Origin of the sequence: Dolichospermum sp. FACHB-1091, assembly GCF_014697585.1 — a bacterium.
In the GTDB taxonomy this organism is placed as follows: domain Bacteria; phylum Cyanobacteriota; class Cyanobacteriia; order Cyanobacteriales; family Nostocaceae; genus Dolichospermum.
The window spans coordinates 26655-43342 of record NZ_JACJSB010000005.1 but is presented as its reverse complement, the minus strand read 5'-3'; the positions used below and the strand labels follow the sequence as shown (position 1 = coordinate 43342).

Genomic DNA, 16688 nt, shown 5'->3' with positions numbered 1-16688 from the left:
GATTTGAGGAACGAAACCCAACTTAATCCTAGGTTGATTTGAGGAACGAAACCCAACTTAATCGTAGGTTGGTTTGAGGAATGAAACCCAACTTAATCGTAGTAGGACTTACGCAAGATTCATGGAATAACGAACCACTCCAGGCACAGAGGTCACGGAGAAATGAGGATTTGAGAGATATTTTGCGTAAGTCCTGCGTAGGTTGATTTGAGGAATGAAACCCAACTTAATCAAAGATTTTTTTGGATAGTGCTATCACTCAACCTAAATTCATCACTTTTTAGCAAATTATTAAAATTATGAATTTAACTACCACATATTTAGGCTTAGAATTAAAATCTCCTTTAGTTCCTTCCGCTTCCCCACTTTCACGGGAAATTGATAATATTAAAACCATGGAAGATATAGGCGCTGGTGCTGTAGTTATGCACTCACTATTTGAAGAACAATTAACTTTAGAAAAATCCCAACTTCATCATCATCTCAGTTATGGTACAGAAAGTTTTCCTGAAGCTTTAACCTATTTCCCCGACATAACTAATTTTCGGGTAGGACCTGAAGAATATTTAGATCATATTCAGAAAGCTAAGGAAACAGTAGATATTCCCATTATTGGCAGTCTTAATGGTTGTTCTGTTGGCGGTTGGACTAAATATGGTAAACTCATGGAAGAAGCGGGGGTATCAGCACTAGAATTAAATATTTATTATGTTCCTACAGACCCAGATTTAATAAGTGCAGAAATTGAACAGAATTATATTGATATTCTCACATCTGTGAAAGCCGCAGTCACTATTCCTGTAGCTGTTAAACTCAGTCCCTATTTTACTAATATGGCAAATATGGCCAAACGTTTAGATCATGCCGGTGCTGATGGTTTAGTATTATTTAATCGCTTTTATCAACCAGATATTAATTTAGAAATTCTAGAAGTTGAACCTAATGTATTATTAAGTACCCCCCAAGCCATGCGTTTACCTCTGCGCTGGATAGCCATTCTCTATGGTCATATTCACGGTAGTATTGCTGCAACTAGTGGTATTCATAATGCTCAAGATGTAATTAAAATGCTGATGGTGGGCGCAAATGTTACTATGCTTTGTTCTGTATTATTGCGGAGAGGAATTACTTATATCCAGTGTTTAGAAAAAGACCTGCGTGAATGGATGGAAATACACGAATATGAATCTGTACAACAAATGCAAGGTAGTATGAGTCAGTTAAATTGTCCTCATCCAAGTGCTTTTGAACGCGCTCAATATATGAAGGCTTTACAAACTTATAATCCAGATTCTGGTAGAGTTTATACAAAAAGTTAGGTAATAGGTAATAGGTAATAGGTAATAGGTAATAGGTAATAACTAAAAACTAAAAACTAAAAACTAAAAACTAACAAATAATGAAAAAACGTATTGGTATTCTTACTAGTGGTGGTGACTGTCCTGGGTTAAATTGTGTGATTCGCGCTGTTGTCAGTCATGCAATACAGACTTATGATTGGGAAGTGGTGGGTATTCCCTACGCGACTCAAGGACTGCTAGAGCGGAAAACCGTCCCTTTAGGTATCCACAGTTGGAATTTGCACGGTATTGACCCGCTGCTGAACATGGGGGGAACAATCTTAGGTACTATTAATCAAGGGGATACCTTAGCCCATGCTGATGAAATATTATCAGGTTATGAAGCGATCGCTTTAGATGCTTTAATTGCTATTGGTGGAGATGGTAGTTTAAATATTATTCACCAATTAGCAGTTTTAGGTAATTGGCATTTAGTCGCTATTCCTAAAACTATTGACAATGATGTTGCTTTTACAGAACGTTCCATTGGCTTTGATACCGCAGTTAATACCATTGTTGATGCTATTAATCGGCTTACATTCACTGCTGCTAGTCATGACCGAGTAATGATTATCGAAGTTATGGGACGGACAGCGGGACATTTAGCATTATACTCAGGAATTGCCGGCGGTGCTGATGTGATTTTAATTCCTGAAGTTCCCTATAGTATTCAGGGTATATGCAATCACTTAGGGGAATTACGCCATGGTTGTGATAGCCAAAGCGATGGCTGGTACAGGAAATTTGCTATTATTGTCGTAGCTGAAGGTGTATCTGTTTCTGCGGAAGATACAAATAGTGCTTCTAGTTGTATGATTGATAAATGTGGTAAAGGTCAATACATTGCTGAAAAAATCGCTAATTGTAGTAATTATTTAATTAATACTAGAGTTTCCGTCTTAGGACATATTCAGCGCGGTGGTATTCCCTCAGCTTTAGACAGACTCACAGCTACTATGTTCGGTAAAGTTGCGGTTGATTTAATTGCTCAAGAACAGTACAACAAAATGTTAGCTTGGCAAAATGGAAAAGTTGTCACTTTCCCCATTGAAGATGTTATCAATCATAATCCCTCCCTTGTTGATCCTCACGGTGATTTAATCCAAACTGCTAAATGTTTAGGCATTTATATTGGTGAAGAAGTCTAAGTAGTCTAATTTAATCTCTCAATAACAATATCAACTTAAGCGGGCAAGATGCCCACACCACAAGATTTTTGTCATTAATATCTGTAACTCTTGAGCGGGCAAGATGCCCACACCACAAGATTTTTATCAAAAATGCTATTTTCCTGCTTCCGCAAGTGCTTCTAAATGAAAAGCCACATTTTTAAGTGCCATTTGAATTTCGTTACTGTAACCAATACTTCTCCACCTTGGGGTTGTGGCATTGTCTAGCGCGGTTGTATCAAGGTATTGTGCAAAAACTATCAGTTTTTCGGTGTCTGTTGCTGCTGTTGCCAAATTTTCTAAAAATTCTTGAGGTGTCATAGATTTGCCAGAAAAGGGTAAAAGTCTCAGAAATCAGTCAATTGTATGAGCATAAGTTCTGTAATCTCAAAAATCTGTCCAAAATATCCAAATATTCATTCAAATATTCATTCAATCACGACTTTACTCCCGTCTTCAAAACGCTATGGTAACACTCATCAGGGCTAAAGACCTGACTACAAACAGAGGACAAAATTTAATTTTTCCAGTAATTCTTGATTGCTATAGGGTTTTAATAAAATTGCTGCAACTTGAGCTTCATTATCTGGTTCTATATTGCGTCCACTACAAGCAATTATTTTGACTTGGGGATTAATTTCTTTTAATTTGCAAATGGCGGCATTTCCATCCATTTCTGGCATCATTATATCCATTAATACTAGTTTGATTTTGTCCTGATTTTGGGTATAAATATCAATAGCTTCTTTGCCATTTTTAGCAGTGAGAATTTGATAATTGTAGGTTTCTAAAATCGTTTTCGTAACTTCTCGAATTTGTTTTTCATCATCTACTAATAAAATCAACTCTCCCTGTCCTGAATACATTTTATCATCACCAGATTCTAAAAGTGAAACTTCCTGGTTTATTGATGGTAAAAATAGCTGAAATTTGCTACCTTGTCCAACTTGGCTATCAACGTTAATAAACCCCTTGTGGCTTTTAATAATTCCTTGTACTATTGATAGTCCTAATCCTGTTCCTTTACCAAAGTCCTTAGTAGTAAAAAATGGCTCAAAGATTCTTTCTACTATTTCCGGAGACATTCCTATACCTGTATCTCTAACAGTAATAACAATATAATTCCCAACTTTAGCATCAGAATTTATTTGCCGCATCTCTTCATTAATATATAAATTTTCCGTAGAAATAGAGATATATCCACCATTAGACATAGCATCAGCAGCATTAACGACTAAGTTAATTAATACTTGATCCAGTTGGGTTTTATCCCCGGAGACTGTCCATAGTTGTGGAGAAAGATGGGTATAGAATTTGATAGATTTAGGAACAGTTTGTTTTGCAAACTCTATAGTATCCTTGATCAAATAATTGATTTGTAAAATCATATATTTGCCTTCAACTCCTTTAGCAAAGGATAACAGTTGTTTCACTAAAGCCGCTCCTTTTTTAGAGTTATTTTCAATGATTGTCAGCAGTTGCAGCGGACGTTTATTGTCTTGATAATATCTATCTTTTAGTAATTGAGCAGATCCTAAAATCGGAGTTAAGATATTATTGATATCGTGAGCAATACCACCAGCTAAAATACCTATACTTTCCAATCTCTGAGCGCGGAAATACTGCTGTTGTAGTCGTTTCTTTTCTGTAATATCAGTGTCTACCGTCAGAATAGATTTGGGTTGGCCACCAATATCTAACATTAATGTCCAGCGACTTTGAACAATAATTTCCTTCCCTGATTTGGTTTTTTTGTATAATTCACCCTCCCAACTTCCAGATTTAACTACAGTTTCAATAGCTGATACTGGTATGTTTTGTTTGTCAACATTTGAATGATAGAAAATATCATTGCTATTTCTACCTAAAACTTCCTGATTTTGCCAACCATACATCCTTTCTGCTCCCTGATTCCAAAAGATGATTTGAAATTTTAAGTCTTGCACTAAAATTGCATCAGTAGCAATATCTAAAAGGGCAGCTTGTTCAGATATTTTCCGTTCTGTTTCCTTGCGGTCGGTAATGTCTCTAGTAGTTCCAATCATCCGTAGCGGCTGACCATTTTCATCATGGTGGATTTTAGCCCTAGTACCCAACCACCTGAGACTACTATCACTAGATATCACCCGATATTCACAGGACAAATCAACTCCTTTCTCAAAAGTTTTATGCACACAATGACGAAAATGCTCACGATCTTCACTGTATATTAAATTGAGAAATTCTGCGTCTATAGGAGACAAGGCATGACCAGATAGACCACACATTAAACCCATATTTGGAGACCAAAAAACCTCATTCTTTTGGATATGCCAATCCCATATCGCTGTATTCCCCGCTGCCATTGCTAAACTAAGTCGCTCTTCACTTTCTTTTAATGACTGTTGAATATTTTCCCGTTCAATAATTTCCTGTTGTAACCGCTCATTAGCGGTTATTAATTCTGCCGTACGTTCCGCTACTTTGATTTCTAAAAGGTCACTATTTTGACGTAGTGCAGCTTCTAATTTTTCCCGTTCATGAAGTGCAGCGTGCTGTTCACTAACATCAGATATTGACCAGAGAAAACGAGTGCTTTTATTTAGATGATCATACAAAGGATTAACTCTGACTTTGCTAGGAAAAGGTGAACCTTGACGAGGACATAAATACATTTCCCATTCCTGTAAATTCTGCAATTTACTTAACCTGGATACAAAATCAAAAGGGCATTTGTCAGCAATATACACCACTAATGGCTTACCAATAAGTGCCTTTTGAGGGACAGATAATAAGAATGATGCAGCTTGATTAGCTTCTTGAATCACACCTAAACTATCAGTTACAAAATAACCATTAGGTGCAAATTCAAATAAATTTTGATAACGCAGTCTTTCTGCTTCCGTAATTTCCCGAGCCAGGATTAGTTGTTCATTTTGTTGACGCAGTTCCTCTTCCGCAATTTGCAATTCTTCTAAGGTTTCTTGAAGTTCTTCATTAATTTTTGGATTACAAGGAATTTGTTTTTCTCCCGATGCTTGCAAAGCATGAGAAAGTTCCCCAGGGATTACTTCTATTTGTTGATTAACTGGGTTGTGTTCTGTCGTTGATTCTGCAAAATTTTCACGCAATGCTTGCATTATACCAACTATTTCTTCTATATTTAAGGCTTGTAATAAGCTCTTCTCTGTGATGATACCTATTAATTTTCCTGCGTTATCTACTATGGGTAAATGCTGAATACAATATTGCTCTAAAAGGGTAAACACTGTTAAGATATGCTCAGATGATGATGCTTTTAAAGTAACTAGTGGCTGAGTCATCACTTCAGCTATTTTTACCCCTAATAGGTTGATATTTAAGGCAATTACTCTCAATACATCTTTAATGGTAAATATTCCTTGCAACTCGTTTTGATTTACTACTAGAACATAGTCGTTTGCTGTTTTAAGTGGGTTATTAACTTGATAAGGTGATTGATTTATTAAGTTAATCGCATCCATAACACAACTATCGGAACTAATAGTTAAAGGAGAATAATCAATGATTTGACCTAAACTAGGTAAGTTAATAAAGGGCTGGTTAAAACCATTATTTAATAAATCCATTGGTTTGGTATCATGGGTAGATGGTGTTGTAACTAATTTCATATCTGTAAAACTCTAATAATTAGTAGCTAATCAATTTGATAGGAATACTTTAATTTTGGAGAATTAAAAGATTTATTTCTATCAAAAGATTAAGTAAAATCTGGCACAAGTTGGTACTATAGATACAATGGAGATATAATTCAATTATAAACTTCCTAGTTAGATTGTAAGCTGAAAACGTTATATTAAACTTTCAACTTTATAAATATTTCCTATAGTGAACATTCACAATTACTACACATAGTTTTGTGAAGACATCGGCAGAAAGGAAGATTTATGTTGATTTTTTTTTTCATACCAATTACCAAGAATGTAAAGCTCTTAACTGGGGTGTTTTCTTAACTTGGTGGGCTTGCATTCTGGTGAGGACATCATCTAAAATACCCACAGCTTCAACAATATAAGCACCTTTATTCAGCATGACACATTCTGCTCGTTCTGCCATGGCCGCATCGGTAATTTCTGCCCGTGAAGGCATTCCATGTTTGACGAGATTTTCTAATACCTGGGTTGCCCAAATTACGGGTATATGGGCAGCTTCGCATAACCATAATATTTCCTCTTGAATTTCCGCTAGACGTTGATAACCAATCTCAATAGCTAAATCTCCCCTAGCAATCATAATTCCAAAGGGTTGTTTACCTGCGGCTTGAATAATTAATTCTGGAAGATTGCTAACCGCTAGGGGTGTTTCTATTTTAGCAACTATGGCAGGTATGGGAGAATTTTCTGGTAATCTGGCTGTTAATTCCTGTTGTAAAAGCTGAATATCTTCAGCAGTTTGTACATAGGAATAGCCGATAATATCAACTTGAGCCGCATGACTAGTAATAAAGTCTAAATCCTGTTTATCTTTTGCCGTCAGGGAACTCAAATGCAAATCAGTGTCAGGAAAATTGATACCTTTTTCTGGTAATATCTTTTCACCTTTAAGCCTAGCATGGGTGATTTTTAACCATACACCCTGGGGTGTAATTGACTCTACATAAGCCCCAATACGTCCATCATCGATCCAAACTATTGTGCCAATTTTGAGTTCTTTTAATACCTCTGGAATTGTACAACTAACTTGAAAATATTGAGAATTAATTGCAGTTGGTAAATCCTGGGCCAGGAGGAGAGATTCACCTTTAAATATCCGCTGTTTGGGGCTGGGGCTAAGGGCAGATTTAATTCGGGCTTTGGGACCACTCAAGTCCATGAGAATTTTACAGACAGAACCTAATTCTAATTCTGCTTGTTTGACATGATTAATCATTGCTAACCATTCAACAGATGTATCATGAGCGCAATTTATTCTAACACAGTTTGTGCCTTGACGAATTATATTTTCCAGAAATTGATAATTAGTCGCGGCTTCATTTGGTAACGTCACCATAATTCGGACGCGACGCTTATCTATCGTGTTACCAAATAAATCTTCAGTATTTTGTTGCAGCAAGCGATCGCCTTCAAAAAATAATTCCAAAGGAGGATGTATAATTGTTGAGTCTTGTTCTGGGCGACAAACTGCCTGTAAGGTGGCAATGACAGCATCTAAAGTCGGTAAAACCTTAGCTTCTATCCTCCCTAAAGATGATAAACCCCAGGGCATTAAAGCCGCTTGTAGTTCTCGTAAATCGTGTCTTCTCAGTGCTAGATAATAGGCCAAATTGAGGCTACTATTAATGAAAGATTGACGGTGAATTTGCTTTTTCCATTGTTGAAATATTTCTGTTCCTTCTTCACTAATAGATTGACGAAGTTCCTGTAATTTGGTAAGCAAAATACAGGGATTAGATAAGTCTAACTCTAGATTTGTTGTTTGCATATTGGTTAGTTGTCAGTGGTAAGTTGTTAGTTGTAAAACTGTTACCTATTACTTATTACCCATTACCTATTCCCCATTACCCATTACCTATTCCCCTTTTTCTGCTTTGGCAATTTCTAACATTGTTTTGATCACAGAATCAGGATTTAGACTAATAGAATCTATACCTTGTGCAACGAGGAAACGAGCAAATTCTGGATAATCACTGGGCGCTTGTCCACAAATACCGATTTTGCGGCCATTTCGTTTAACTGTAGTTATGGCTTTAGCAATTATTCGTTTTACAGCTTCATTGCGTTCATCAAATAAATGTGCAACTAATTCAGAATCTCGATCTAATCCTAATGTTAATTGGGTTAAATCATTAGAACCAATGGAGAAACCATCAAATACTTGGCTAAATTCATCAGCTAATAAAACGTTACTGGGTAATTCGCACATGACGTAAACTTCTAAGCCATTTTCACCTTTAACTAAGCCATTTTTTGCCATTTCTGCTAATACCTGTTTTCCTTCTTCGGGAGTACGACAAAAGGGAACCATCAAAATCATATTGGTTAAACCCATTTCATTTCTTACCCGTTTCATGGCTTGACATTCTAAAGCAAAACCTTCACGATAACGAGGATCATAATAACGAGAAGCACCACGCCAACCAATCATCGGATTTTCTTCTTTGGGTTCAAATTGTCTACCTCCTAAAAGATTGGCATATTCATTACTTTTGAAATCAGACAATCTCACAATTACAGGTTTAGGATAAAATGCTGCTGCAATTGTGCCGATACCTTGGGCTAATTTAGTAATAAAAAATTCGGCTTTGTTTTCATATTGTGCCGTTAATTCGCTAATTTTATATTTGGCAAGTTCGTCTTCTAATTTGTCAAAATGTAATAATGCTAAAGGGTGGGCTTTAATATGGTTAGCAATAATAAATTCCATTCTCGCTAAACCAACACCATCATTAGGAATTGCTGTCAAACCCAGGGCTTCTTCAGGATTACCTACATTCATCATAATTTTAGTGCGGGTACGGGGCAAGTTATCTAAAGTTAATTCTTGAATTTCAAACTTTAATAAACCCGCATAAACTTGACCTGTTTCCCCTTCGGCACAACTAACAGTAATCTCTTGTCCAGTTTCTAAAATTGTAGTTCCATTTCCGCAACCAACGATAGCAGGAATGCCCATTTCTCTAGCAATAATTGCTGCATGACAGGTTCTACCACCAGAGTTAGTGACAATAGCACTGGCCTTTTTCATGATTGGTTCCCAGTCCGGGTCTGTGCGGTTGGTAACTAGCACTTCTCCGGCTTGGAAAAGGTTAATTTGATGGACATCAAGTATGATTCTAGCTTTACCTTGACCGATCATTTCGCCCACGCTACGACCTGTTAATAAAACTTGACTTTTTTCTTGGAGTTGATAAGTTTTGAGAACGGTTTTTGATTTTTGAGATTGAACTGTTTCTGGTCTAGCTTGGACGATAAATAATTCACCAGTTACCCCATCTTTTGCCCATTCAATATCCATTGGTGTGGTTATTCCCCGAATTTGGGAATAATGATCTTCAATGATACAAGCCCAGTCAGCTAATTGTAATATTTCTTGATCATTGAGGGCAAATTGATGCCGTTCAATTTCAGGAACACGAACATTTTTAGTTAATTTTGACCCACCTATGTCATAAATCATTTTAATTTCTTTTGTTCCCAAACGCTTTTGGAGGATGGGCTTATATCCTTGTTTTAAAGTGGGTTTAAATACTAAATATTCATCGGGATTAACAGCGCCTTGAACAATAGTTTCACCCAAACCATAAGCAGCGGTAATTAAAGCTGCATCTTGGAAACCTGTTTCCGTATCAATAGAGAACATTACTCCAGAAGATGCTAAATCAGAACGTACCATTTTTTGGACACCGACAGATAAAGCCACTTCAAAATGATCAAAACCTTTAATTTGTCGGTAGGAAATCGCCCTATCTGTAAAAATAGAAGCAAAACATTTATGACAAGATTCTAATACTCCTTGCAGTCCATGAACATTTAGGTAAGTTTCTTGTTGTCCCGCAAAACTCGCATCTGGTAAGTCTTCGGCTGTGGCACTAGAACGCACAGCTACATCAGTATTAATACCATATTCTGCACATAAACTTTGATAGGAATTAGCGATCGCTTCTTGTAATTCTAGCGGAAATGGAGTTTCTAACATCAATGATCTGGCTTTTTTCCCACATTCCCGCAGATTATCCATATCTTCGACATCTAAATCTGCAAAAATCTTCCTTAATTTTACCTCTAAACCAGCCCCAGTAATAAAATATCTATAAGCACCAGCAGTAGTCGCAAAACCATTAGGAACTTTCACCCCTTTGGAATTTAATTGTTGAATCATTTCCCCTAAAGAGGCGTTTTTACCACCTACCAAGGGAATATCTGCAATTCCCACGGAATTAAAGGGTAATACTAAAGCTTCTGGGATAGCTTGGCTATTTTCTTGATTGCGTTTAATTTCCAGCATCTTCTGAAATTCCTTAAATAGCTAATATTATTTAATTCAGAACCGAATTTATCTAAATAGACATCTGGTGAAAATTAAATAAATATGCGTGAGTTGAAACCTTTGTAGAGGCGTTCATCATGTAGGGATTTTCGGATCTACAATTTTTACCGGAGATGTCTAATGTATTATCTTCTAGGATGTTGCTGATATGTTCACATTCTAGACTATAATTCAGTTTCAGATCAGATGGCGAAATAATACGTAATACATACAACAGGACCAATTTTCGTTGTGTGACAGTTAAGTTAAGGGTGTGAAAGATGGGTAGTAAAGTATACAAAATTTTTAACATGGAAAATTAATTAATTTTACATAACTGCTTAAGTAGGTTGGCGTTAAAAATCGTCGTTATGACAAGGGAACTCTTGACTCTTAACTGGGAAGAGGTTTTGGGCAACTTTACTTTTCGTTACTTATCTTGGTTTTTTCCGTTCACCTACTTACTTATCCATTAAACCCCACCGTTACCTGACTTCAAACCTGAGAACACCTGACTTCTTTCTGACTTTCACCCCTTTCACCCCTTTCACCTGAGAACACCTGACTTCTTTCTGACTTCTTTCTGACTTCTTTCTGACTTCTTTCTGACTTCTTTCTGACTTTCACCTGAGAATAAGACCATTAACCCCAAAACTGCCCCTCCATACAGCGAACTCTACAACCCGAAATACGTTAAAATCTGAGCAGAGTAAGCATTTTCTACTTAAACATATTCATGTTAGAAATTCTAGAAACCCGAATTTACGAACTGGAACAATTTGCTAACACCCTTGTTGCTAACCAACTTGCCCACTTAAGTATTGTGAGTATTGGCATTATTTTCGCCGCTGGCTTGCTTACCAGTCTCACACCCTGTATGCTGTCTATGTTGCCCATTACTATTGGCTATATTGGTGGTTATGAAGCTAAAACCCGCTTACAAGCAGCAGTTCAATCAACTTGGTTTGCGTTAGGATTAGCAACTACACTGGCAGGAATGGGAATTATAGCAGGTTTAGTGGGTAAAGTCTACGGTCAAATAGGAATTGGTTTACCAATTATTGTGAGCATTATTGCTATTATTATGGGATTAAACTTATTAGAAGCATTACCCATACAATTTCCTTCTTTAAATGACACAACTTGGATTTCTGAGGATTTGCCTCCCGGAGTGCGTTCCTACTCTATTGGCTTAACATTTGGGTTGGTTGCTTCTCCTTGCAGCACACCAGTTTTAGCGAGTTTATTAGGTTGGGTTGCTAATAGCCAAGATTTAGTTTTAGGTGCTGTTTTGCTACTTGCTTATACAGCCGGATATGTAGCTCCATTAATTTTAGCAGGTACGTTTACTGCTAGTATTAAAAAACTATTAGAATTGCGCCGTTGGTCTGGCTGGATAAATCCTGTTAGCGGGGCATTATTAGTAGGTTTTGGTGTTTTTTCCTTAGTTTCTCGTATCCCTATTAGTAGTTTCTAAATAATGACTTTAGATCAAACAACATCCACAGAATTAATTTGGTGGTTAATACCTGGGAAATTTATGCGGCGAAAAATTTTACCCATATTAACTGATTTACGTTTGGCAATTATCCTCTTATTAGTAATTGCCTTATTTAGTGTTAGTGGTACTGTCATTGAACAAGGACAATTACCTGCATTTTACCAATCTAACTATCCAGAACATCCCGCTTTATTTGGGTTTCTCACTTGGAAAGTTATTCAAGTAGTCGGGTTAGATCATGTATATCGAACTTGGTGGTTTTTGAGTTTATTAGTTCTATTTGGAACGAGTTTAACAGCTTGTACCTTTACTCGTCAATTACCAGCCCTGAAAGCTGCTCAGAAATGGAAATATTACGCAGAACCTCGCCAGTTTCAAAAATTAGCTTTGAGTGCTGAATTAGCGGGTGTTTCCCTACAGTCAATTACGCCAATTTTGCAGCAAAAAAGTTATCGGATTTTTCAAGAGAAAGATGATATTCTTTATGCTCGTAAAGGTATAATTGGTCGCATTGGTCCGATCATTGTTCACATTGGTATTGTCGCCATTTTATTAGGCGGAATTTGTGGATCAATGACGGGATTTATGGCTCAAGAAATGATTTCTAGTGGGGATACATTCCAAGTAAAAAATATTGTTGATGCTGGTGCTTGGTCTTCTCAAGATGTGTTAAAAGATTGGTCTGTGCGCGTTAATCGCTTTTGGATTGATTACACACCAACGGGAGGAATTGACCAATTTTATTCAGATATGTCTGTGCTGAATAATCAGGGTGAAGAAGTTAATCATGAGAAGATTTATGTTAACAAACCTCTGCGTTATCATGGTGTAGTTTTCTATCAAACAGATTGGGGAATTTCCAGCGTTCAGGTAAGATTAAATAAAAGTCCAATTTTCCAATTACCAATGGCACAATTAGACACCAAAGGTAAAGGTAGAATTTGGGGAACTTGGATACCAACAAAGCCTGATTTAAGCGAAGGTGTTTCTCTATTAGCTAAAGATTTACAAGGAATGGTATTAATTTATGATGCTCAAGGTAAATTAATTAATACTGTGCGTGCAGGAATGTCTATCCCTGTAAATGGAGTTAATTTAAAAATTATTGATGTCATTGGTAGTACGGGTTTACAAATTAAATTTGATCCGGGTATTCCCATTGTTTATACTGGTTTTGCTTTATTAATGTTGGGTGTAGTCATGAGTTATTTTTCCCATTCCCAAATTTGGGCTTTACAAACAGGTGAAACTTTATATATTGGAGGTAAAACTAACCGCGCTCAAGTTGCATTTGAACAAGAAGTTTTGACAATTTTAGATCAAATTAGTTCGGTCAGCAAAATAGAAAAAGGTGAGTAATTTTGTAGGTTGGGTTGAGGCTTTGGGAAATCCAAAAAAATCTCGAAAATGTTGGTTTTCATTCTTCAACCCAACCTACTAATTGCCTATACTAAGTAGGTGAACGGAAAAAAACCGACATAAGTAACGAAAAGTAAAGTCGCCCAAAACCTGTTCCCTGTTCCCTGTTCCCTGTTCCCTGTTCCCTGTTCCCTGTTCCCTTGTCATAACGACAATTTTTCACGCCAACCTACTTAATAAATTAAACTGGGTTGAGTATTTCTAACCGCATTTGTGCAATTAATTGATGTAAATTACCTGTATTCAAACGGTAGCTTAAAGGGTGAACAATTAACCGCGCTGTACTTTCATACAAAGTGGCAATTTCAATTAAACCATTTTCCTTTAAAGTCTTGCCCGTGGAAACTAAATCAACAATTGCTTCCGACATTCCCGTAATTGGACCCAATTCCACAGAACCATACAAAGGGACAATTTCTATGGGTAAATCTAAACCTTGGAAATATTCTCGCGCACAATTTACATATTTAGAAGCAACCCGACCATGTGCGGGTAAATCCAAAGGAGATTTGTAGGAACTGTTCGCTTTTACAGCCACAGACATTCGACAATATCCAAACTTTAAATCTACTAATTGCGCTACTTGAGGCTGTTTTTCTCTAATAACATCGTAACCCACAACTCCCAACTGTGCTTGACCATATTCTACATAAACAGGCACATCTTGCGCTCGGACTAACAGCCCTTTGGCTTGTCCACTAGTATCAGGAATTTGCAATTGACGGTTTCCTGATTCTAAGAAAGCACTAAAATCTAATCCCACAGATTGTAATAGCTTAAGAGTAGGTTTAAGTAATTCACCTTTTGGTATGGCAACAGTTAACATTCTTTTTTTGATGTCCTTAATGTGTTTATAATTCACTATATTGAGAATATATCTATATTGTCCATTACCAACAAAATGAAAATTTTATTAGTTGATGATGAAATTGAACTAACTGACCCTTTAAGTCGTCTTTTAACCCGTGAAGGTTACAGTGTTGATACTACTTATGATGGCATCAGTGGCAGCAATTTGACAAAAATAGGCAGTTATGATCTACTGATTTTAGATTGGATGTTACCAGGAAAAACTGGGTTGGAGATTTGCCAGGAATTACGTTCTCAAGGTAAAACAACTCCTGTGTTATTTCTGACGGCCAAAGATACTCTTGACGATAGAGTTCAAGGTTTAGACGCGGGTGCTGATGATTATTTGGTAAAACCTTTTGAATTGCGGGAATTACTAGCAAGAGTTCGGGCTTTATTGCGTCGTGCTGGTACAGAATCTCATAGTAATATAACGGGAAAATTAATTGTAGGAGATTTAGAACTTGATATCCAAAATCAAATAGCTTATCGTCACGGAAGAATGATTGAACTCTCTCAAAAAGAAAGTCAATTATTACAGTATTTTATGGAAAACACCGGACAATTATTAACTCATGCCCAAATTTTACAGCATTTATGGCAAAATGAGGAACAACCTAATAGTAATGTAATTGCGGCTTTAATTCGTCTGTTGCGTCGTAAGGTAGAAATAGGGGATAAAACTCAACTTATTCATACTGTTTATGGGAAAGGTTATCGTTTTGGCCGTATTTTCATTGAATAAACCAGAATAAACCAGAATAAACCTAATAATTAAAGTCAGTTTTAACCGACTTCTTGAAGAAGTCGGGGATCTAAATCTATTCAAATCTATCCAAATTTATCCAGAAATATGAACTACTAATTCTCTCACATTATTCTGTTGACGATGTTCCCAAACATAGATTCCTTGCCATGTTCCTAATACTAAATGACCACGATTAATGGGAATTTGTTCAGAAGTATGGGTTAAAACTGTGCGAATATGTCCTGGCATATCATCGGGTCCTTCTGCATCATGAATATAATAGTTTCCTTCTGGTACTATCTTCGCCATGAAATTAGCTAAATCAACTAATACATCAGGATCAGCATTTTCTTGAATTACTAAACTAGCTGATGTGTGACGTAAAAATAAACTACAAAGCCCAGTTTCTACCCCAGATTCGGCCACAATTGCTTCAATTTTAGCAGTAATATTGTGAAATGATTTGCCATTGGTGGAGACTCTTAATAATTTTTGGTAGTGTGTCATAATCCTAATGGTGTAAGATCCCCAACTTCTTTTTTAAAGATATCAAGAAATATTGAATCAATAGTAGAAGTCGGGTATCTGAATACTTACAAATAATCTATCACAGCTTTGGCAATTATTTCATTCCCGTCTTTATTTATTACTTGTGTTTGCTTTGGTGGTTGGGGTAACTGATAAAGAAAATCCCAATCTCCTTGAAAAAATTCCCGTACAGTAATAATTTGATGATGATTATAATTGGCAATTCCTGCTAACATAAAAGCTGCCTCTGCAAAATCATCACGGGGGATAGTTACTACTGGTACATCTAAAAGTGTCGCTTCTGAAAATGTCCCATAACCAGGTTTAGAGATAATTCTCCCGCAAATTGGCATAAAATCTACAGGACGATATTGACGATTTGTAACTTTAATTAAGTTGGGTAAATCTGGGGCTAAAAAATCAAAAGTAATAAATTGCCAATCGGGAAATTTGCTAATATTAGCATAGGGAATTTCTTGCAAACTATAACCCCCAAATGTTAGTAAAATGGTTTTTTCTGGAGGTGTGGTTATTCCCCAATTGCTGCGTAATTCATCAGTAGCAAAACGAGGATAACCACCGGTTAAACCTACATCAGTGATATTGGGAAAAGCCGACATTGGTTCATGAAAAGGAAGACGAAATAAACGGTTAGATCTTCCATACCAATCACTAATCCAATCAGCAATTTCTGTAAATTCTCCTCCCCAATCTCGATAAATTAAATCCCAACCAAAATTACTGATCATCCAGCAAGGAATATTCGCAGCTTCAGCAAATCCAGCCGCAAGAAAGGGAATATCTGCCAAAATCAGATTAACACGATTTTGACGAATAAAATTAACTTCTGAAGCAATTAAAGCTTTGTGATTTTTTTTGATTTCTCGCAACTTTTCTAAAGTGGCTGGTTTATCCATGATCAAACTATCAATTTGAATAACACCTAAATCAAACGCCCGTTGACGTAAAATAAAATCACCTTCTATATAGGATTCTAGTAACCAGCGAGGTGCAGTAGTAACTAGAATTAATAACGCTTCGGGGCATAATTTTTGAATGGTATTGGCTATGGAAGCTGTGCGGGTAGCATGACCAAAACCGTGATTGGTAATGGCTATATATATAGTTGGTCTTTTCATGATTTAAAACAA

General features: G+C 36.5%; 12 protein-coding genes. 5 read left to right on the top strand and 7 right to left on the bottom strand.

What is annotated here, in order from left to right:
* Window positions 1–299 precede the first annotated feature (299 nt).
* Together H6G25_RS04660 and H6G25_RS04655 are read left to right on the top strand one after the other, a co-directional pair.
* Complete coding sequence (locus H6G25_RS04660; protein ID WP_190391463.1) at window positions 300–1319, top strand: dihydroorotate dehydrogenase-like protein; 1020 nt, start codon at window positions 300–302, stop codon at window positions 1317–1319.
* An 80-nt stretch (window positions 1320–1399) separates the two neighbouring features.
* The gene (locus H6G25_RS04655) at window positions 1400–2488 is read left to right on the top strand and encodes an ATP-dependent 6-phosphofructokinase (RefSeq protein ID WP_190391462.1); all 1089 of its coding nucleotides are present in this window, start codon (window positions 1400–1402) and stop codon (window positions 2486–2488) included.
* A gap of 135 nt (window positions 2489–2623) precedes the next feature.
* On the opposite strand, the gene H6G25_RS04650 is transcribed toward H6G25_RS04655, so the two are convergent.
* The 4 genes from H6G25_RS04650 to ppsA form a co-directional block, all read right to left on the bottom strand.
* On the bottom strand, window positions 2624–2830 hold the full coding sequence (locus tag H6G25_RS04650) for a hypothetical protein (protein WP_028084306.1): 207 nt from the start codon (window positions 2828–2830) through the stop codon (window positions 2624–2626).
* Window positions 2831–3006: 176 nt separating this feature from the next.
* On the bottom strand, window positions 3007–6138 hold the full coding sequence (locus H6G25_RS04645; RefSeq protein WP_242034884.1) for a PAS domain S-box protein: 3132 nt from the start codon (window positions 6136–6138) through the stop codon (window positions 3007–3009).
* Between the two features lie 301 nt (window positions 6139–6439).
* Entirely contained in the window at window positions 6440–7948 is a 1509-nt protein-coding gene (locus tag H6G25_RS04640; protein ID WP_190391461.1) for a pyruvate kinase, read from the bottom strand.
* Between the two features lie 87 nt (window positions 7949–8035).
* Window positions 8036–10471 carry a phosphoenolpyruvate synthase gene (ppsA, locus tag H6G25_RS04635; protein ID WP_190391460.1) on the bottom strand — a complete coding sequence of 812 codons (2436 nt, stop codon included), beginning with the start codon at window positions 10469–10471 and terminating at the stop codon, window positions 8036–8038.
* Window positions 10472–11228: 757 nt separating this feature from the next.
* On the opposite strand from ppsA, the gene H6G25_RS04630 reads away from it, so the two are divergent.
* Together H6G25_RS04630 and H6G25_RS04625 are read left to right on the top strand one after the other, a co-directional pair.
* A complete protein-coding gene (locus H6G25_RS04630) occupies window positions 11229–11969 on the top strand; it encodes a cytochrome c biogenesis protein CcdA (protein WP_190391459.1) in 741 nt (246 codons plus the stop codon).
* A 3-nt stretch (window positions 11970–11972) separates the two neighbouring features.
* A complete protein-coding gene (locus H6G25_RS04625; protein WP_190391458.1) occupies window positions 11973–13352 on the top strand; it encodes a cytochrome c biogenesis protein in 1380 nt (459 codons plus the stop codon).
* 241 nt (window positions 13353–13593) lie between these two features.
* Here the strand turns inward: H6G25_RS04625 and hisG are convergent, their stop codons facing one another.
* Window positions 13594–14238: an ATP phosphoribosyltransferase gene (gene hisG, locus H6G25_RS04620; protein WP_028089852.1), complete on the bottom strand. Its 645-nt coding sequence runs from the start codon at window positions 14236–14238 to the stop codon at window positions 13594–13596.
* Window positions 14239–14313: 75 nt separating this feature from the next.
* On the opposite strand from hisG, the gene rppA reads away from it, so the two are divergent.
* Window positions 14314–15006: a two-component system response regulator RppA gene (gene rppA / locus H6G25_RS04615; RefSeq protein WP_190391457.1), complete on the top strand. Its 693-nt coding sequence runs from the start codon at window positions 14314–14316 to the stop codon at window positions 15004–15006.
* A 96-nt stretch (window positions 15007–15102) separates the two neighbouring features.
* Here the strand turns inward: rppA and H6G25_RS04610 are convergent, their stop codons facing one another.
* Complete coding sequence (locus tag H6G25_RS04610; protein WP_190391456.1) at window positions 15103–15516, bottom strand: secondary thiamine-phosphate synthase enzyme YjbQ; 414 nt, start codon at window positions 15514–15516, stop codon at window positions 15103–15105.
* An 86-nt stretch (window positions 15517–15602) separates the two neighbouring features.
* Complete coding sequence (locus H6G25_RS04605; RefSeq protein ID WP_190391455.1) at window positions 15603–16676, bottom strand: glycosyl transferase; 1074 nt, start codon at window positions 16674–16676, stop codon at window positions 15603–15605.
* Window positions 16677–16688: the final 12 nt, after the last annotated feature.